The organism is Protofrankia sp. Cj5, from assembly GCF_917627405.1.
Taxonomy (GTDB): Bacteria; Actinomycetota; Actinomycetes; order Frankiales; family Frankiaceae; genus Protofrankia.
The window spans coordinates 1-19,895 of sequence record NZ_CAKJTO010000091.1; the positions used below are offsets into that span (position 1 = coordinate 1).

General features: G+C 65.7%; 13 protein-coding genes. 9 read left to right on the forward strand and 4 right to left on the reverse strand.

Translation table 11 applies throughout. The features are described 5' to 3' along the window. Positions 1-395: 395 nt before the first annotated feature. Positions 396-1,595: a pentapeptide repeat-containing protein gene (locus MJ777_RS17630; protein WP_239377200.1), complete on the reverse strand. Its 1,200-nt coding sequence runs from the start codon at positions 1,593-1,595 to the stop codon at positions 396-398. Positions 1,596-2,064: 469 nt separating this feature from the next. On the opposite strand from MJ777_RS17630, the gene MJ777_RS17635 reads away from it, so the two are divergent. Then, on the forward strand, positions 2,065-2,502 hold the full coding sequence (locus tag MJ777_RS17635) for a hypothetical protein (protein ID WP_239310835.1): 438 nt from the start codon (positions 2,065-2,067) through the stop codon (positions 2,500-2,502). On the opposite strand, the gene MJ777_RS17640 is transcribed toward MJ777_RS17635, so the two are convergent. Then, positions 2,481-7,727, reverse strand: coding sequence for a BTAD domain-containing putative transcriptional regulator (locus tag MJ777_RS17640; RefSeq protein ID WP_239377201.1), 5,247 nt, complete (start codon positions 7,725-7,727; stop codon positions 2,481-2,483). The genes MJ777_RS17635 and MJ777_RS17640 overlap by 22 nt on opposite strands. A 50-nt stretch (positions 7,728-7,777) precedes the next feature. Between MJ777_RS17640 and MJ777_RS17645 the strand changes: the two genes are divergently transcribed. From MJ777_RS17645 to MJ777_RS17665, 5 genes are all read left to right on the forward strand, one after another. After that, complete coding sequence (locus MJ777_RS17645) at positions 7,778-7,936, forward strand: hypothetical protein (RefSeq protein WP_370651622.1); 159 nt, start codon at positions 7,778-7,780, stop codon at positions 7,934-7,936. 631 nt (positions 7,937-8,567) lie between these two features. Beyond that, a complete protein-coding gene (locus MJ777_RS17650; RefSeq protein WP_370652757.1) occupies positions 8,568-9,383 on the forward strand; it encodes an SAM-dependent methyltransferase in 816 nt (271 codons plus the stop codon). 384 nt (positions 9,384-9,767) lie between these two features. Next, a complete protein-coding gene (locus MJ777_RS17655) occupies positions 9,768-10,820 on the forward strand; it encodes a helix-turn-helix domain-containing protein (RefSeq protein ID WP_239377202.1) in 1,053 nt (350 codons plus the stop codon). A 165-nt stretch (positions 10,821-10,985) separates the two neighbouring features. Beyond that, the gene (locus MJ777_RS17660; RefSeq protein WP_239310840.1) at positions 10,986-11,405 is read left to right on the forward strand and encodes a DUF6245 family protein; all 420 of its coding nucleotides are present in this window, start codon (positions 10,986-10,988) and stop codon (positions 11,403-11,405) included. 996 nt (positions 11,406-12,401) lie between these two features. Further along, on the forward strand, positions 12,402-12,998 hold the full coding sequence (locus tag MJ777_RS17665; RefSeq protein ID WP_239310841.1) for a pentapeptide repeat-containing protein: 597 nt from the start codon (positions 12,402-12,404) through the stop codon (positions 12,996-12,998). A gap of 155 nt (positions 12,999-13,153) precedes the next feature. Here the strand turns inward: MJ777_RS17665 and htpG are convergent, their stop codons facing one another. Then, entirely contained in the window at positions 13,154-15,067 is a 1,914-nt protein-coding gene (gene htpG / locus MJ777_RS17670) for a molecular chaperone HtpG (RefSeq protein WP_239310842.1), read from the reverse strand. 489 nt (positions 15,068-15,556) lie between these two features. Here htpG and MJ777_RS17675 point away from each other — a divergent pair, with 489 nt between their 5' ends. Together MJ777_RS17675 and MJ777_RS17680 are read left to right on the forward strand one after the other, a co-directional pair. Continuing rightward, positions 15,557-16,381: an SAM-dependent methyltransferase gene (locus MJ777_RS17675; protein WP_370652756.1), complete on the forward strand. Its 825-nt coding sequence runs from the start codon at positions 15,557-15,559 to the stop codon at positions 16,379-16,381. Between the two features lie 54 nt (positions 16,382-16,435). Next, entirely contained in the window at positions 16,436-17,305 is an 870-nt protein-coding gene (locus MJ777_RS17680) for a helix-turn-helix transcriptional regulator (RefSeq protein ID WP_239377204.1), read from the forward strand. Between the two features lie 444 nt (positions 17,306-17,749). Here the strand turns inward: MJ777_RS17680 and MJ777_RS17685 are convergent, their stop codons facing one another. Next, complete coding sequence (locus MJ777_RS17685; protein WP_239310845.1) at positions 17,750-18,724, reverse strand: hypothetical protein; 975 nt, start codon at positions 18,722-18,724, stop codon at positions 17,750-17,752. Positions 18,725-19,445: 721 nt separating this feature from the next. Here MJ777_RS17685 and MJ777_RS17690 point away from each other — a divergent pair. Then, on the forward strand, positions 19,446-19,895 hold a 450-nt coding region (locus tag MJ777_RS17690; protein WP_239310846.1), incomplete at its 3' end, for an ACT domain-containing protein.

Below are 19,895 nucleotides of genomic sequence, written 5' to 3' on the forward strand. Positions count from 1 at the left end.
TACACTGCTGCACCCCGGGCGGAGGATCCGGCTTCATACCAGCACACGCCCAACACACGGACATCCGAACTATTACTCGTTCCCGCCGTTCCGCTCCGGAGTTCTCAGCCAGCCAAACAACATCAAAATAAGACCGTCGAAACAATGTCCGCAGAGTGAACGGATATGAGTACAAACTCCTTATAACCTGGATACAGCTGGAAGATTACCAGCGAGGAAGACGCTACTCAGCTGACTATAATGTCATAATTCTGATACCGCGGGCCGCGGTGCCTTCCCCACGGCCACGCCCGCACGCCATTCGATCTTTTTTTGGACGACTTTTGCTTTTAGGAGCGCACGATAAAACCGCACCGCGTCCCTGTTGCGAAATATCGAGGCCCCGCATCGCCGGGTCAGACAAAAGGCGGGAAATCCGCTCGTTCCCGACCCGGATCCGGCCGGACCTGGAACACGCCAGCGGACACCTCCTCTGAGGCGTCCCACATCCGTCGTGCCCACCCTGCGTCCGGCCAGCGCGTACCCGCCGACCACTGCACGCCCTCGAGATTCGCGCGGTCGAGCTGGGCACCGATGAGACTGGCCCCGTCCAAGCGGGCGTCAACAAGGGCCGCGCTGGTGAGGTTCGCCCCGTCCAACCGGGCATCGACGAGGGCCGCCCTGTCCAGTTGGGCACCGGACAGGTCCGCCCCGGCCAACACCGTATCGGTAAGATCCGCCCCAGCCAGCTGAGCACCAGACAGATCAGCCCCGTGCAGGCGGGCACCAGACAGGTCCGCCCCAGCCAACACCGTATCGGTAAGATCCGCCCCAGCCAGCTGAGCACCAGACAGATCAGCCCCGTGCAGGCGGGCGCCACACAGGTCCGCGCCGACCAGCACCGTATCGGTAAGATCCGCCCCAGCCAGCTGAGCACCAGACAGATCAGCCCCAGCAAGCACGGTATCGGACAAGTCAGCACCGGCCAACAGCGCACCGCACAGGTCCGCCCCAGCCAGCACCGTATCGGACAAATCAGCCCCAAACAACACAGTATCGGACAGGTTCGCTCCGGCTAGCTGGGCACCGGACAGATCCGCGTCAAACAGGCGGGCGCCGCACAGGTCCACCCCGGCTAGCTGGGCACCGGTGGCGTTAAGCGCGATCAGATCGGCCAGGTCCGTGGGCGGTTTCGCCACGTCTGGAGAACGGGCCTGGAGCTGGCGGATGAGAGCAGCGGAGGCATGGACGGAGCCCGTACCATCATCCTGCTGGCGATCATCCCCACTGGCCTGCCCACTGACGGTCCGAGCCATGCGCACGACGGCTTCCACTTCACGGCTGGGGAACGCCTCCGCAAGGACCCGCTCAGCCCGTTCCTTGTAGCCGGCATCGCGATAACCGACATCGCGCAGGAGCCGAAGGAGCGATCGCGCCGCGTCCACGGCATCGTCGGGATCGCTGGGGTGAATCATCCTGTTGTACAGATCAACGATCTGTCGGAACAGCTGGACCCGAGTGGACGGGCTACGTCGACATCGTTCACGGGCTCCCAGCGTGCCCAGCAAGGACCGCTCGCTCAACGCGTCGAACCGGCCGTTATTGCTGTCGTGCACAAGTAGCCACCTCTCTCACGGAGTCGCCGCTCCGCTGGTGAGCGGACATCGTTTGCGGTCCCCCCGCTGTCGTTGCGTCGAACTCTGCGCCATATCGAGACTGCCGATCGCTGGTTGCATACCGGTGGTGACAAGGTTGCAGATACTGTTCGCCCGGCTTCCGCCGATCCGCAACCAATCCACGACCCGAGTCTGAAATGGTTAGCCCCGCCAGGGCCGCTGGCTTTCCCGCCAGAGCGGCTTCGCACGGCCGGCGTCCCTGCCGCTTCGGGTGTGCCTCGCAGATGACAGCCTCCCTGGACGGCGAGTGCCTCCCGGCTTCAGCACACGTCCGGCGCTGTCGCCATGAGCGCCTTACCGGCGGGCCAGGGGATGCCGGACGGAGTGGTCGAAACGCCGGAATCCGGGCCGACGGCCGGTAAGGATATGACGGTGATGTGTCGGTGATGTGTCGGTAAGGATGTGGCGCATGCCCAGGGGCCGCTGGATGATCGGTGTGTTGGTGGAGCTCGCCGGTCTGGGACTCATCGCCGGTGGTGTTATCCAGGCGGCCTCGGCCACGCACAGGCATGTCGCTACCGCCGCTGAACTCGGGGTGTACGACGGGCGGCTGACCAGGGGCGTGCTCCTGGTGGCCGGCGGGGTGTTCATATGCATGGCCAGCGGCCAGATCCGTCGGGCCGCGCCCTGTTGGCGGAGGTTGAGCCGGCTCGGCCGGGTCCTGTTCATCGGCGGATACCTGCTCGCCGCCACCGGTTTGGCCGTCATCACGCAGCATGACTCCGTCAGAAGCTTCTACGTCGGCTTCGGCCTCCAGGTGATCGGTGCGGTCGCGGTGGGAATCGGCGGGAACACGGCACGACCGGGCCTTGACCCGCCGTCACCTCACGGGTGCTCTGGCCATTGAGGACAGGTACGCCGGTAGGGCTCACCGGACAGGTAGCGGCTCCATTCCGTTCGGGTGAGGTTGCGCCCCGCGATACGGCAGGCAACCATCGCCCAGGTCTCGGTGCTGACGTCCCAGATCTGGACAGCCCCCTCGGACGTGCCGGTCAACACGGTGACGCCGTCCAGGCTGCGCGCGAGGGAGTATCCGCCGCGCGGCTGCGGCATGGCTACGCCTATCGGCGCAAGGGTGACGGCATCCCATAGATGTGCGCTGCCGTTCCCACCGATGTCGCTTGTCGTCATCACGACGCTGCCATCGCGGAGGAACTCGACCCCGCCGCTGCTTGGTGTCTGCAATGTCCGCCGTAAGGTCCCCGTCCTCGCGTCGCGGAACTCGACGACACCGACCGCTACCGTTCCATAGCCGATCGCGATCGTTGCGTTGTCCGGTGAGAACGCCAACGCTGGGGCGTCAGCGGTGGCCTCCAGCACCTGCGACCACACCGGGCTGCCGGTGGCGGTGTCGAACAGGGTGACGATGCGGCCCGGGAGATCCTCGACAGCAAGCCAGCGCCCGTCGTGGCTGTAGAAGGGGTACAAACCATCCGGGACGCCCGGATGAGCCACGCCCGCCGTGGCAAGCTTCCCCACGAGATGCGGCTGTCTGGGGTCATGGACGTCCCACAGCAGGACGGAACCGCCAGCAGCCACCGCGACCCGCCCTCCCGCCGGGCTCCATGCGATAGCGGAGAAGCTTCCGGCTGGTTGGGAGCCGGCAAGAACTGCCAGGTCGGCCCCGCTGGCCCGCTCCCACAACCGGAGCGTCCCATCCTGGCCCGGCGCAGCGAGCAACGCCCCGTCCGGGCTGAACACGACGGGGGCCGCAACGGCGCCGTCGAGTAATCGGCCCTCGGAGCGGCCGGTGGCCGCGTCCCACAGCAGAACCTGTCGATCATCAATACCTTGAGTAACGATTTTGGTATCACCGGGCAAGAAGGTGCCCGTGACCCGGCCGGTATGTCCTTGCAGGGTCCTGCCCAGCGGTGACGTGGCGCTGTCCAGGCGCCAGATATCGACCTCAGCCACGCCACTGGCGATCAGTCGTCCATCGGGCAAGAAGGCGGTCGAGGTGGTCGCACGCTCGTGGAGTGGCAGGACCGCGACCTGCTGGCCCGAAGGTATGTCGAACACCCGGATGAAGCTGGCTCCGTCATTGAGCGCGAGGCGGCGCCCGTCGTTACTGATCAGCATACCGGCGAAGGCCGCTGTGAAGCCGGTCAGCGGCGCTTGGCGCAGCTGACCGCTGCGGACATCCCACAGCATCACGCGGTCACCAAGAGTAGTAGGCAGCGTGACAGCATCGGAGGCGAAGAAGCCAGGTGCCCCGGGAAGATCCCACAAGACCGTCCCGGAATGGGCATCCCATATCCGTGTCGACGAGCCGCCGAAGATCCCAGCGGCCAGCCGGCTCCCGTCCGCATTGATCATGACCATTGGGATGTCGCCAGGTTTCGCCGGGAAGTGCAGCGGCGCCCCGATCTGCCGCGGTGTGTCAGGGGCCGAGCGATCCCACAGCGCGATCTGCCCATTGTCGTCGATCACAAAAAGCCGGGAGGGGTCAGTCGGATCGAACTGTCCGTAGGCAAGCCCGTTGCCGGCCCGGATCGGCGCTCCGACCTGCTCACCGCTGATGACATCCCAGATGACCACGGTTCCGTCGTTCCCGCCGACGGCAAGCAGCGTCGCGTCCGCATTGAAGAGTGCGAGTTCGCGGCTGGTGTGCCAGCGCAGTGTGCGCTGGACCTGGCCGGTACGCAGGTCCCACAGCCGGACCGTGCCGTCCCGTCGCGGCTCGGCGAGCAGCCGCCCGTCCCAGCTCACCGACGGGGGGACCAGCGGCAGCAGGTTGGGCGCATCGAAACGAATGACCCGGTCGAGGCTGGCAGGGGTGTGAACGAGCGCGGTCTGCAGGCCGGCTTCGGTGTCCCGGGATGGCTGGAGCCGGTAGCTCTCCACGCCGAGCAGCAGCGCCAGATCAACCTGGTCAGCGCCGAGGCTGGCGGCCACCGTCGCCAGCTGGGCGGCCTGCGCCGACCTGGTGGCGACGTGGGCCAGCCGCGCCTGGCGGTCCGCCGTGCTTCGCTGCATGACCGCCAGACCCGTGCTGACCAACGCGACCACGAGCAACGCGGCCAGCACGGAGGCCAGCGAGCGCAGCCGCCGGGCGGCTCGCCGGGCGTCGTGCAGCGCATGTTCCTCCGCGGCTGTGGATGCCGCGAGGAATGACTGTTCCAGTGGGTTGGCGTCATCCGGATAGGCGTCCGCCCATTCCTTGGCGGCCTGTAGCCGGGCATCGCGGTAGAGGTCGCCCGGAGCATGACCGGCCGCTACCCAGGCGCTGGCGCTCTCGGTGAGGTGGCGGTGCACCCGGTGGCCGTCGCGGTCGGCCTCCAGCCAGGTCCGCAGCCTGGGCCATTCCCGCAACAGCGCCTCGTGCGCGACCTCCACCGTGTCGTCGGCCGCGATGACCAGCCGTCGCCCGATCAAGGCGGTGAGCACGGCCTCCGCCTGTTCGCTGCCAGCCAGCTCGGACCGCGGCGCGCGGCGTCGCAGGTCGGCTCCGTCCTCACCAGGAGTGGCGAGCCGGAGGAACAGGCGGCGGAGAATCGCCCGGCCCTCGTCATCGAGGCTGTCATAGACGCCGTCGGCGAGCCGGGTGATCGCCCCGGCGACACCGCCCGCCTCGCGGTAGGCGGCGACACGAAGTGTCTGGCCGTCCCGGCGCTCCCAGGTCGCCAACAGTGCGGTGGACAGCAGCGGCAGTGCCCCGGGCTCCTGCCGTGCGTCGGCCAGGACCGCGTCTGTGAACCCTTCCTCGAGTTCCAGCCCGGCAACCCGGGCGGGTTTCTCAATCGCCTGCCGCAGCCCGCCCACAGCCATCGGACCGACGAGGACGGTGTTGTCGCCAATAAGGCGGGCGAGCGCGGGATGACGGGCGAACCGGCCGTAGCAGTCGGCACGCACGGTGAGAACGACGCGAAAGCGCCCGTCAGCGCGTTCGAGTGCGCCGACCAGACGGTCGATCAGTTCCTCCCGGCCCTCCTGCGTCCACATGGTGATTGCTTCCTCGAACTGGTCCAAGACGACAAGCTCGTTCCCCCTGCTGCCGCTGTCGAGGTCCAGCGCGGTCGGGTCTGTGGTGCCGGTCCGCAGCAACCGGATCCGCCACCGGTCGCTGCCCGGCAGCACACCCGATCGCAGCGCCGGCACCAACCCGGCCCGCACCACCGACGACTTCCCGCTGCCTGACGGGCCCACCACGGCCAGCAGCGGCGTGGCAATGCAGCGGGTCACCAACTGCCCGACAAGCCGTTCCCGCCCGAAGAAGTACGGGGCGTCCTGTTCGTCGAAGCGCGCCAGCCCCTTGTACGGGCAGACGACGGTCTCTGTCTCACCAGCCGGGCGGGCGCAGACGACCGGCGAGACGGCATGGCGAGTCCTCGCCCGCTGCAGATCCAGAACCTCAGCGACCATCGCCTGCTCAGCCGCGACCAGGTCCAGGCGGCCTGTCGCCACCCGCACGGCTGTCTTGCCGACCCGCTCACCGGCGCGGGCAACCGCCCAGCCAGCCGCATCCTCGTGGACCCGCGCCGGGATTCCGCCGGAGGACACGGCCACCGCCTCGGCCGCCACCGGCAGGTCCTCATCGCTCACGTAGCCGGCCACGATCGCACTGATCTGATCGACCCCAAGCGGGCCAAGCCGCAGGACGCGCTCCGCGTCACCGGACGCACCGGACGCACCGGACGCACCGGACGCACCGGACGCACCGGACGCACCGGACGCACCGGACCAGCCTTCCGCCCGCTCGTCGCGTGGTCTGGCTGTGACGACGATGAGCACCGGCAACCGCACGGCCGCGGCCGCCAATCGCTCCACTTCCCGCGGGTCCATCCCCGCCGGGTCGTCGATGACGACCAGTACCGGGCGCTCCGCCGTGGAGCCCGCGAGCGTCTCGGTCTCCACCGATCCGACGACGAGCACAGCGCCGCGGCCACCCACCCGGCGAGCGAACTCCGCGACGAGCCGGCTGGCACCCATCCCCGGTTCGCCCTCGACGATGACGGCTCCCCCCGCGTCGTCGAGGGCATGCCCCCACATCTGTTCCAACCAGTGCAGTTCCACATCCCGCCCGAGCAACGGGTTGCGGTCTCCGCTCAGCCCGGCCGGCAGGCCCTGCGGGTGTACGGCGTCCGGGAGCAGGCTGGGCTGCTCGGCAAGGATCGCCGCGTTCAGCGCGCGCAGTTGCTGGCTGGGCTCCACACCGATCTCGCCCACGAGCCGGGTCCGGGCCGAACGGTAGGCCTCCAGCGCTTCCGCCTGCCGCCCCGACTCGTAAAGCGCGACCATCAGCTGGCCCCAGAACCGCTCCCGCAACGGATATGCGGCCACCAGCGACTGCAGCTCGCCGACCAAGGCCGCCGCATGGCCGAGGGCGAACTCGGCGTCGAGACGGTCGGCTACCGCGGCCAGCCGCAGCTCCGCAAGCTGATCGCGTTCTGCCACCGCGAATTCGGCGTCACCCAGATCCTCGTACGCATCCCCTCGCCACAGCTCCAGCGCACGCCGGAACCGGGCAAACGCGAGCTCGGGTGCGCCGGCCAGCAGCGCCGGCCGCGCCTGCCCGACAAGCTGTTTGAAAAGTGCCGCGTCCAGGGCCGCCGTGTCGACGCGCAGGCTGTACCCCGACGGCACCGTGACCAGAACCCGCCACCCCGCTGGCGGACGGTCCAGCTCCAGCAGTCGACGCAGCCGGGCAATGTAGCTTCGCAGCGTTTTCTCCGCCGTCGGCGGCGGGGCCGCTCCCCACACCCCGTCCACCAGGCGCGACACCGAGACAGCCCGGTTACGCTCGGACAGCAGCAGGCCAAGGAGTGTCCGCTCCCGCGGGCCTCGCAACGGCAGCGGCTGACCGTCCCGGCGGACCTCCAGCGGCCCCAGTACCCCGAACCACAGGCCGGGCGAGGCACCGCCGACGACCTCGCCAGCAGGCTCACACGCTGGAGCCGCCAGCCCGCCAGCACCCTTGCCGGCCATGTCGGTTATCCCCTTCGCCATCGGAGCCCTGCCCGACCTGCCCGACGACGCCGGCTGGTTGTCCGAGACTGTTGTGTTGACGAAGTCCGCTGTCTCCGCGGCCGGCCAGACATGATCAAAAGATGCGTCGGTGTCCCGCCCGTCCACCGCGTCCAGCCTCCGAGTTCACGGGATTCCAGCCCTCGACAGAAATGATCATGCTGGCGCCACGCTGGTATCTGTACCGAGCGCTGTCCGGCCCGGACGTGGGAGAACTGCTCGCGGAACACGGACTGGCCGCTGACCATGTGACCGGCTACCGGTGCGCGCGGTGGTTCATCCCACCATCGACCGAAGCAGCCCGACCGTGCCGGTAGACGCCAGGGAAGCATCGGTCCGTCGGCGGACCGGATCCCAGCGCAGCGGGCTGGGATCCCGGCTGCCACCGCCGCACAGGCTGAAGAAACACCTCCGCCGCACAGCGAGGATCGGTTCCCAGCATGGGAACGTGCGGACCCACCGCGGCCACTGCAAACTCGGTATCGATACCAACCCCCGTCTACGGCTGACGGTCACCTCCGCCGAGCCCACCTTGGTCAGCTGGTCAGCAGGACCCACCGCGTCGATCCGACGGCCGCGGCAGGACTCCGCCGGGAAAAGCGAAACCCCACGCCCACAGCGGACGGTCGCGCCCCGCGCCCGCTCACGGACAGGAGGCCATAAGCAAGTCGATGATCGACAATCAAGGGAACCAGCCTCATCGCCCGACGAAAAATCCAGGTCGGCGCGGTGCTTTCACGGAGCCCCACGTCGAAGCCGGTTTCGGCCGCCTCGTAGCCCTGCTGTTCATGCCTTCATGGTCACCCAGCCCGGCCTTGTCCGCCATCTCCACATGGAGATCTCTTTACCGAGACCTCCGTTTGGCGCTACCTGACGCTGTCGGCCTGGTGCACGATGCCGGGCGTGGCGGAACAGAGCAGCGAGACCGTGTGGGACTTCACGTCGGTGTTGCGGGAGGACCGGCTGTCGCCGGAAATCGACACCACAATTGCACATCCAGCCCGCCGGTATGACTACTGGCTCGGCGGCAAGGACAACTTCCTACCCGACCGGGAGTCCGGAGATGCCATCGCCGCAGCATTTCCTACCATCCGGATCGCGGCCCTCGAGAACCGCCGATTCCTGGGAAGGGCCGTACAGTTCCTGGCTGAGGAGGCGGGTATCCGACAGTTTCTTGACATCGGCACCGGTATCCCGACCGCGAACAACACGCACGAGGTCGCCCAGGCGATCGCCCCCGAGTCACGCGTCGTGTACGTCGACAACGACCCGATCGTGCTTGCCCACGCCCGTGCCCTGCTGACCTCCGACCATCGCGGCGCCACCGCCTATCTGAACGCGGACCTCCGGAACCCCGAGAAGATCCTGAGTCATCCGGATCTCCAGCGGACGCTGGACCTGTCTCGCCCGGTAGCGCTGATGCTGATCGCGGTCCTGCACTTCGTCCCCGATGCCGATGATCCGTACGGCGCCGTGTCCCGGCTGCTGGCGGCCCTGCCGTCCGGCAGCTATCTGGCCATCTCCCACGTGACGAGGGATTTCATGTCGCCGGGGACCGCCGCAAGCGTCGACGATGTCATCGCCACAACCCGGGTAACGTTTCAGATGAGAAACCGAGCGGAGGTCGCCCGGTTCCTCGGCGGGCTCGAACTGATATCTCCGGGTATTGCGGCCCTGCCTGCCTGGCGAGCCGAGAACGAACCACAGCCTCGTCCGTCCGCCGCGGACACGGCAGCCTACGGTGCAGTGGCCCGCGTTCCGTAGACATCAGAAGCCATCGGACGGCAGCCCGCGGGCGACGGCCATCGCCGGGTATGCTCACCGCCGCCGCTTACCTCGGGTACCGTCAAACTGGAATCGGAAGTCCGGAACTGACTGGAGCCATCGTTCACAGTGCGCTTTGCCACGGCGGCCTTCGCTACCGATCTGGTGGCTGGTCAGAATCAGTATCTGTTCGCCATCCCCGCCGCACGCGGGATGCGCGGGCGGACACATTCGCCCGCGACATGACAGCGCGTTTCAACAGAGTTGGCCACCGCCGTGGCGGCCAGAAAGAGCACGGCATCTTCTCAACGACGCTGACATCAAGGATGTCATGACCGCTGGGTCCGGACGCCCCGCCACTGATCTACCAGTGGAGCCCACGAAATGCTGTGGTTTGCTGCTCTGACGGAGCATAAGGTGGTCAGAAAGCTCGGGGAAAAGATGATCGAGACGGTGTTCCGAAGTGCGGATCTGCCCGCGGGAGAACGGTTTGATGCCTGGCGTGCGATGGCCCACTGGGCCACTGCCCCGCTGGAGTTTCGCAGCGACCACGAGGAAGACTTCCCAGCGACCTTGCGCCTGCTGGAACTCGGTGCTGTGGACATGTTCACAGCATCTTTTCCGTCGTTACAGGTACTTCGGACCCCAAAACTGATCAAACAGTCCGATACCGAGCAGTACGAGATGGGCTTTCTCCTCCGCGGGAACGCGAGGCTTTCCCAGCTGGGCCGGGACGTCACGGTCGCCACGCGCGAGCTGGTCCTCTATAATACCTGGCGCCCTTTCGATATCTGGATAGGTTCCGGCCGCCACGACATGGCCACAACAGTAGCGATCCGTGTTCCTCGAGCGCTGCTGCCGCTGCCCTCAGCCGCGACCGATCAGCTGATCGCCCGGCGGATATCGGGCAGCACGGGGATCGGTGCCCTCCTCGTGGGACTCGTCACCAACATGATCGCGAACACGAGCCCTTACCAGCCCAGCGACGCACCCCGGCTGGGAACCGTCCTGCTCGACCTACTGACCGCGCTGCTTGCCCATGAAGTTGATGCCGACCGCTTTTTACCATCAGACACCCGCCAGCGAACGCTCGCCTTGCGTATTCGATCATTCATCCAGCAGCGGCTGGGCGAAGCTCAGCTGACCCCAAGCAGCATCGCCGCGGCCCACCACATCTCTACCAGCCAGTTGCATCGCATTTTCCAGCAACAGGACCTCACCGTCTCCGCTTGGATCCGCAGCGAACGCCTAAAGCGCTGTCGCCACGATCTCACCGACCCCGCGCTGCACGCAACACCCATCCACGTCATCGCCGCCCGCTGGGGGTTCTCCTATCCCGCCGACTTCAGCCGCGCTTTCCGCGCCGCTTACGGCATCTCACCCCGTGACTATCGTCACACAGCGCTCCACAACTCAATCGATGAGACGCACCGTTAAGAAATCAGCGACGCTATGCTAACGCCTTCCAGCCGGGTAAACTGGCATCCTGGCCTGAAGCACGCTCTGTAGTCTTGAGCTACCCATGTAGATGACATCGACACATGAATAAATCATGACCGGGTCGGTCATAGCCCGCTATTTTCGTGGTTGTGAGGTTCCACCATGCCCGACGATGACACCGACAGTCGAACGTTTGCTTTGATCACGGAGGTGAACGAGGAGATTGAACAGAAGATTGCCGCGCACGCGTCCACGAGCCTGCGCATCCTGCTCGATGTCATCGCCGCTAGTCAGGCAGCTGTCACCCAAGGCGACATGACCACGCTGAGCGCCCAGCCCGGGCAACTGCACCGGGCACGTGAGGCGCTGCAGGCAGCCCTTGTCAACACCAACCTCCTGCTAGAACAAGAGCGACGAAGAACGGGTCGTCCTGGCCCCGAGCTCTCGGCCACCGGCGGTGTCGAATGCACCGCGCTACAAGCCCTCGCATGGAGGCCCTCCGGCAGTAGGGCGTTCGATCAGACAGCGGCGTCCGGGTGGCTGGATCGCGAGCCGGACAACCCTATTACCGGAGCCTCTTAGAGAGCATTCGTTCATTTTGTGATGTTTCAGTCAGGTTTCTGGCGATGGTGAGGCGGGGCAGAGTCGAACCATCCCCCGTCAGAGCCGCCTCGGGCGGTGCAGACGACGGCGCAGGTGAGTCGATACCCCACCTCGCCGTTCCCGAATCCTGGCAATTGCCGCGTACCGGATCCGACAAACTTCGCCTAATCTGAACGAGATACGCTCTTAGAGCACTCGGCGGACACCTCGGCGGACAGCCCCACGGGTGGCGGCGGTTCCGTCCCGTGACTGGGAACCGGCCGGGCCGGGGACGAATCAGGCGGGGTTCCGAACTGATCGGACATCATGAAATCTCCCCAGGACGAAAATCTAACCTGAATTCGCTCAGAACGTCGGCAATAGCCGCAATAGCTGATATTATCACGCGGCGCGGTGGGACCGAGGCACGCGCCTCGCGGTGCCGCGTCCCCTGTTAGCGGGCGGGCGTGGAACGTATGTCGACCAGGACGCCAGCCACGCGTCCAGCCCTGGCCTTCTTCACCGTCTCTATCTGGAGATCTCCTTATCGAGACCTCCGTTTGGAGCTACTCGGTGCTGTCGGTCCTGGCGCAGGCTCCTTGCTGTGACGCGGACGCTCGACCTGCGGAAAGCAGGGTGCCGCTGACCGTGTAAGCCGACAGCCCGCGGTGCCCGCTCCGGGCAGTACCAGCGGCACCCGGAAGGCTCCCGAACACCTTCCCGGCCACAGCTGTGATGGGAGATTCTCTTTTCTCGCGCGTGGCTGCCCGCCTACCTCATACGATCACTTCGCCAACCAGGTCAGCGGCCGGCTATGTGACGTCCGGGCCGCCGGCCGCAGGCAACGCGGGTTGATCATCACTTCCCATCATCGAATGCACACGGCAGGCTATCCCCCCGATGACATCGTGGGGATCATCGGTAGGGACGCACAACCCGCGCCGTGCAAGACCTCCTGTACCGCCATGGCACAACGCTGAAGGGATGGGACGGGCCATGACTACCGATCACGACGACATGGACCGGCTCCCGGCCGCGTTCCCCCTCGATGACGACCTTATCCGCTGGGCACAGGCCCGTTCTCCCGACATACTCGCCGCCGAGCCGGATGCCCGCGCCGCCGCGAGAGCGCCGGTGAACCCGGCTGACCGTGACTTCACCGGCGCCCGCTTGGACGGGGCGGACCTCACCGGCGCCGACCTGCGCGGGGCGGACCTCACCGGCGCCGTGCTGTCCTGGGCGACCCTCACCGGCGCCCGGTTGGACGGGGCGGACCTCACCGGCGCATGGCTGGACGGGGCGGACCTCACCGGCGCCGTGCTGTCCTGGGCGACCCTCACCCACGCCGGGCTGGTCGGGGCGGACCTCACCGGCGCCGACCTGCGCGAGGCGAATCTGCGCGGGGCGGACCTCGCCAACGCCTGGCTGGGCGGGGCTGACCTCACCGGGACGCTGTGGTCGAGGGACACCCGCTGGCCGGACGCCGAGTGGGCATGGCGGATACGTGACTCCTCGGACGAGGTATCCACCGGCCTGTTCCGGGTCCGGCCGGATTCGGGCCGGGATCACGAAGCCTCGCTGTCCCCTGTCTGACGCGGCGCGTTCCCGGCCACCCGGGCAAAACAACCACAAAGCCTCCGGCCATAACCGGAAGCAACGTTCCGGAAGCCCGCGGGCGCGGTTCCGGAAGCCCGCGGGCGTGCTTCGTCAGGATTCTTCCCGCGTGGGGTGGCAGCGGTTGCCGCTCGCTACAGCGTGCGCACCAGGCGATCGGCGAGGATGCGCGTGAAGCGAGACGGATCGCCGAGTTCTCCGCCTTCGGCCAGCAACGCCATTCCATACAGCAATTCCGCTGTCTCCGTGAGAACGTCGGATTCCGCTTCCCGCTCGTGTGCCTTTCGCAGCCCCGTTACCAGGGGGTGCGTGGGATTGAGTTCCAGAATACGTTTGGGATGCGGCACCTCCTGCCCCATCGTGCGGTACATCTTCTCCAGGGTCGGTGTGATGTCGTGCGTGTCACCCACGATGCAGGCTGGCGACGTGGTGAGACGTGCGGACAGGCGGACCTCCTTCACCTCTTCCCGCAGCTTCGTCGCCATCCAGGACAGCAACGCGGCGAACGCCTGCTGCTGTTGTTCCCGGTCGGGTTCGGCGCTCTTCTTCTCATCTTCGGTGTCGAGGTCGACCTGGCCCTTGGCGATCGACTGCAGTGGTTTGCCGTCGAACTGCGCGACCCGTTCGACCCATACTTCATCGACCGGATCCGTCAAGACCAGAACCTCGTAACCCCTGGCGCGAAAGGCCTCCATGTGCGGTGATCTTTCGATCATCAACCGAGAATCGCCGGTCATGTAGTAGATGTCGTTCTGGCCGTCCTTCATGCGGTCGACGTACTGCCGCAGGGTGGTTGGCTGGTCCGGGTCGTGTGTCGAGACGACAGAAACGATCTCGAGTATCGCCTCTCGGTTCTCGACATCGTCGAGAAGGCCCTCCTTCACGGCACGACCGAACTCGTTCCAGAAGGCCCGATAGCGCTCGGCCTCGTTGGCCTGCATGTGCTTGACCGTCGCGAGCACCTTCTTGACCAGCCGGCGGCGTACCAGCTGGATCTGGCGATCCTGCTGGAGGATCTCACGCGAGATGTTGAGCGACAGATCATGCGCATCGACGACACCCTTGATGAAGCGGAGGTAACTCGGCATGAGCGCCTGGCAGTCGTCCATGATGAAAACACGCTTCACATACAGCTGAATTCCCTGCTTACCCTCCCGCATGAACAGGTCAAACGGCGCGCGGGACGGGATGAACAACAGCGCCTCGTACTCGAAGTGCCCTTCGCCCTTCATATGAATGGTCTCGAGTGGATCGGTCCAGTCGTGGCTGACATGCTTGTAGAACTCGTTGTACTCAGCCTGGTCGACATCATCTCGTGAGCGCGCCCACAACGCCTTCATGGAGTTGAGCTGCTGGATTTCGATCGTCGTCGTGTCATCTTCGCCGGTCCGTTCGGCAGCCATCCGGATGGGCCACGAGATGAAATCAGAATACCGCTTTACGATCTCCCGAATCTTCCACTCGGCGGTGTAGTCGAAAAGACGGTCCTCGCTGTCCTCAGGTTTCAGGTGCACGGTTACCGCAGTGCCCTGCGGTGCGTCGTCGACCGACTCGATGACATATGTGCCCTCGCCGCTCGACTCCCACCGGGTGCCAACGCTTTCACCGGCTCGACGGGTCAGCAGCGTGACCTTGTCCGCCACCATGAAGGTGGCGTAAAAACCGACACCAAACTGTCCGATAAGATCGTACGACGCCGCGGCGTCCTTCGACTCCTTCATCTTCCGGAGCAGCTCGGCCGTTCCGGATTTGGCGATAGTACCGATGAGCTGGATGACATCGTCACGGGACATGCCGATGCCGTTGTCGCGCACGGTCAGGGTACGCTGTTCCTGGTCGGCCTCAATATCAATACGCAAGTCAGATACGTCGGCCTGGAGGTCGTTGTTGACCAACGACTCGAGTCGCAGTTTGTCGAGGGCATCAGATGCGTTGGATATCAGCTCACGCAAGAAGATATCTTTGTTGGAGTAGATCGAATGGACCATCAGCTGTAGCAGCTGACGCGTCTCGGCCTGGAATTCCAGCGTCTCAATCCGGTTGCTCACGGGACTCCTCTATGCGGGCACAAGGGTCGTTCGTGGAAAGGATACCGAGTGGCCGTGCGTTGATGGCTGCGGTCGCAACCCGCCAGCGCATCAGTCCTGGCGAATGCTGCCTGCCGATCGGCGGGCTGCGTGCGCGGCCGGTGGGGGCCCAGTACTCCACGTGGGGTATTGACCCGCATGTTCGCCTGTGAGATAAGAGGCTTGCGCTGGGCAGGCTGGATGGCCGTACCGCGCTGGCTTCGCCATGGCCTGGCACGCGGCACCCGCGGCCGAGGCTGCCCGGTGCGCGCGGAGAGGCCGGGAGGGAGATGGAACTCCTGATCTTGTCAAGTAGTTTTTACGACACGTGAAAAAATATCCCGAGCGACGGCTCCGACACTCGGCCAAACTCTTCGACAGATCGATCCCGCCACGATAACCAGCCCTGCGTGAATGCAGCCCAGCCAAAGCCTATGATCGGCCCGGCCAGCACCACCGAGCGTCCCGAGTATGGAGTGCCCTGTGAACGACTACATCGACAGCTACCCACCCCCCACGTTCGACACCACCAAGCCGCACTCCGCCCGCGCCTGGGACTACTGGCTGGGCGGTAAGGACAACTTCGCCGTCGACCGCGAGTTCGCGGACCGATACGCCGAAATCTTCCCAGAGATCATCGAGATTGCCCGCGCCGACCGGGCCTTCCTCGGCCGCGCGATCAGCTACCTGGCCGGTGAGGCGGGTATCCGCCAGTTCCTCGACATCGGTACCGGCCTGCCCACCGTGGACAACACCCACGAGGTCGCCCAACGGATCGCCCCGGACTCCCGCATCGTCTACGTCGACAACGACCCACTCGTGCTGGTTCATGCCCGCGCCCTGCTCAGCAGTAGTCCTGAAGGCGCCACCGCCTACATTGACGCCGATATGCGCAGCCCCCAGAAGATCCTCAACATCGCCGACCAAACCCTGGACTTCACCCAGCCCATCGCGCTCAGCCTCTTAGGGATCATGGGGACCATCGCCGACCTCGATGAGGCACATGCGATTGTGAAGGAATTCATGAACGCCCTGCCCTCGGGCAGCTATCTGGCCGTCAACGACGGTACCGATGTCCTCATGGGCGAGGCGCGCCGCCAGGAACTCCTCCAGCTCACCCGCGAACGCCCCGGCTACGGGTACTACCACCGTCGTACCCCTGAGCAGATCGCCCGGTTCTTCACCGGCCTCGAGCTCCTCGAACCCGGGGTAGTGTCAACCCCCCTCTGGCGGCCCGCCCCCGGGAGCACCCCCACCGCGTTGGACGCGTTCTGCGGTGTCGCCCGCAAGCCCTGAATACCCCGCGGATCGCGGCGGTACCCTCAGGCAGGACGATATACGGGAGACACGATGACAGTGCAGCCGGATCGGGGGCCGGTTGCGCTCCGAATTCTACTTGGTGGCCAGCTGCGCCGGCTCCGGGAGAGCCGGGGTATCAGCCGCGAGGCGGCCGGGTACGAGATCCGAGGCTCCGAATCGAAGATCAGCCGACTGGAACTGGGGCGGGTCGGGTTCAAGGAACGTGATATCGAAGACCTGCTCACCTTCTACGGGATCATCGACGAGGCCGGACGAGCGCCGATGCTCGCGCTGGCTCGGGAGGCCAACCAACCCGGCTGGTGGCACCGCTTCGCCGATATTCTGCCGGACTGGTTCGAGTCGTACCTGGGCCTGGAGACCGCCGCGACACTGATCCGGACCTACGAGGTCCAGTTCATCCCAGGCCTGCTCCAGACCGAGGACTATGCCCGTAGCGTTATCATCCAGAGTAATGCCCCTGGCACCGTCTCGGCCAAGGACATCGAACGCCGAGTCGACATGCGGATGAGCCGGCAAAAGGTGCTGGACCGCCCGAATCCACCCCGGCTGTGGGCTGTGCTGGACGAAGCGGCCCTGCGGCGCCCGATCGGCACGCCCGCGGTGATGCGCACTCAGCTGGAACGGCTGATCGCGGTCTCCGAGCGACCGAACCTCGCCATCCAGGTGATGCCCTTTGCGTTCGGCGGCCACGTCGCGGAAAGCGGCGCCTTCAGCGTCCTGCGCTTCGCCGAACCAAACCTCCCGGACATAATCTACCTGGAGCATCTCACCGGCGCGGTCTACCTGGACAAGGTAGCGGACGTGAGCCGCTATGCGGAGGCCATGAATCGTCTCAGCGTCGACAGCTTGCCGCCCGACAAATCCGCCGAGCGCCTCGCCAGAATCATCGCCGAGACATAACCGGCATCGGCTCGGCCGGCAAGCGCGATGAGCCGCCGCCATCAGCTCCGCTGACGACGGTGGCTCATCGCATTCAAAGCATCAGAGCAGGAACGGGAAAAGGAAACGGGGCCAGGGCACGCACCTCGCGTCATTGCTCCCCGTCCAGCGCCGCGCGATGCACGGGTACCCCGGCTCGTCGGTCGCCACCCACCACCTCCGGTGCCTGCCTCCGCCGCCTCGCGATGCACGCACCCCAGCCCCACTCCTTGATCCACACCCCTATTGCCGGGCGCTCTGAGAGAGCGTGTGAGATCGCCATTCCGGCTCGCCGCGTCCAGGCGCCCCCTGGCCGCGTTGTCGGCCACACCGAGACAACTCATCCGGTATCGCTTCGGCCTTCCGCCTTGCCAGGGGGCGCCTGGACGCGGCTCACTGATCGAAAGCCCGATCTCACACACGCTCTTAGCTAGACGAAACCACATCGATTCCCACTGATCGGGCCATCGTCGCGACGTCACGGACGCCGGGGTATCCTGGCGGTGCCGCGGCAAGAAAACGTCGGACTTTCGCTGCCGCTGTTGGCCCGAACGGACCCATCGGAGCACCGGCCGCGATAGCCTTCGCCATCAGTTCCGCCGCGCGGTCCGGCTCCTTGTCTGCCAGCGCCAAGGCATGTGACATGGCCAGGTGGTTCCGCAACCCGGTCGGACCATTGTGGGTTACCGTCGGCGTCCACTCCGCGGCGATGCGCATGGCCGGAGCCGTCTGCCCAAGCATGGCGTAGACATCCACCGCGGTCACTGCCAGCTCGGCCTGTGACAGCCCCTGGAACGGACGCGCATGGAACGCTGGAGCGCCGTACCGATTCGCGGTCTGCCGCGCCGCGCAGAGCGAGCTACCGGCATTAACCTGATCCCCGAGCGCGGCGTAGGCTTTCGCGGAGATCGCGTGCAGCCGTGTCATCTGCAGTCCCCCCGCGACCATCCCGACCCACTTGGCACTGTGCGCAAGCGCCATCTTCGGGTTGCCGCTGGCAAGCGCTGCCGTCGCCCACGTCCCGGCGATGTGCGCGCCCAAGCCGAGATGCGCGATCTCATCCGCATGATTCGCGGCAGCCGACAACGACTGCTCCGCTTTGACGTACTTGCCCTGATCTACGAAGGACAGTCCGAGCAGCGCTCCGAACATGGCCTGGGCCTCGTGCGTGTCCCGCTCGGCCTTTGCTGAGAGCCGGCCCTGCCGTAAGCCCGCGAGAGTCCGGAGATGCACACGGATCACGTTCGCCGTGACAGCGACGTCCTGATCCATATACCGGGCCATGATGCGGTCCGCCGCGGCCTTGGCCGTGTCGATGGTGCTCATGCCGTCCATCCCGATGACGAGCCCTGCCGCGGTAAGGGCGGCGAGAGCGTCGGCATCCCTCCTGGTGATGTGCATGCCCGCACTGAGGCCCTCCTGTGTGATCTGACTTGCGGTTCCGCATCGTGAGCACGAACCTGCCTGGAGTGCGATCACAGCAACTATAAGTCATTGCATACGTGGTTGCACATGCGGCTGCACGTGCAACCCTACCAAGATCTATAATCTCGCCGTCCTCGTGACCAGCGTGCCCGAGCTGAAACCGGCCTCACCAACGGCGAGAGCCGCGAAACCCGCCGCCGCACGCCACGCGGGCCCATCCGCGTTCCGTCCCGACTCCGTTGGGTTTCAACTTTTTGCGTGTCAGCGGACATGGTAACCTCACCGTCACCATTCACATAAAAACTGTAAACGACCAATCAGCTTCAGGTATCCAACAACCACCGGTTACGACAAACCACCGCCAGGCCCGCCAGCACAGGACCGACCAGCAGGCGGCACAACGCCGATGAGCACCAGCTGGCCGGCCAGCGTGGCGCGCACACTCCCGCCGCAGCCACTGGCAGCCTGGTCGTCATGGTTTTCCGGAGAACGCCGGGTAGCCGTACGCTCGGAGGACCGACACAATGGTCGTACCCATACGCATAGCCGGGAATGGGCACGGCTACACGCGAGCCCATATCGGTACGCACCCGAAAACAGCCAGGAACGACACAGCGCGTAAACGAGGACACGGCCGAGCGTAATAGTTCACAACGAGTGTTTACAGGCATCCTGCCTTTTGGGACAGTATGCCAACATGAAGCCAACAAACAAACTCGGTAGTCTTTCTCAACGCCTGGTATTGACGCTCAGCTGTCCGAACCGGCGCGGCATCGTCGCGGCGGTGTCCGCCTTCGTCACGGATACCGGCTGCAATATCATCGAGGCCCAGCAGTACGGGGATCCCGACAGCACCCATTTCTTTCTGCGCCTGGCCGCCGACCTTGAGGAACCGCACGGCAGCCTTGACCAGATACGAGTCGCTTTCGGTACGGTCGCCGATACGTTTTCGATGGACTGGCGGATCTGGGACGCCGCCGTCCAGCCACGGATATTGATTATGGTGTCACAACACGATCACTGCCTGGCCGACCTGCTGTCGCGCCACCGCGCCGGCACCCTGCCCGTCCACATCGTCGGTATCGTCTCCAACCATCAGGACGCCACGGAACTGGCCAGCTGGCACGGCGTGCCCTTCCACCACTTA

Coding starts and splice junctions, on each gene's coding strand:
- MJ777_RS17665 (WP_239310841.1), top strand. CDS start 12,402: ATGACTACCGATCACGACGACATGGACCGGCTCCCGGCCGCGTTCCCC.
- MJ777_RS17635 (WP_239310835.1), top strand. CDS start 2,065: ATGCCCAGGGGCCGCTGGATGATCGGTGTGTTGGTGGAGCTCGCCGGT.
- MJ777_RS17655 (WP_239377202.1), top strand. CDS start 9,768: ATGCTGTGGTTTGCTGCTCTGACGGAGCATAAGGTGGTCAGAAAGCTC.
- MJ777_RS17660 (WP_239310840.1), top strand. CDS start 10,986: ATGCCCGACGATGACACCGACAGTCGAACGTTTGCTTTGATCACGGAG.
- MJ777_RS17645 (WP_370651622.1), top strand. CDS start 7,778: ATGCTGGCGCCACGCTGGTATCTGTACCGAGCGCTGTCCGGCCCGGAC.
- MJ777_RS17680 (WP_239377204.1), top strand. CDS start 16,436: ATGACAGTGCAGCCGGATCGGGGGCCGGTTGCGCTCCGAATTCTACTT.
- MJ777_RS17675 (WP_370652756.1), top strand. CDS start 15,557: ATGGAGTGCCCTGTGAACGACTACATCGACAGCTACCCACCCCCCACG.
- MJ777_RS17685 (WP_239310845.1), bottom strand. CDS start 18,724: ATGCACATCACCAGGAGGGATGCCGACGCTCTCGCCGCCCTTACCGCG.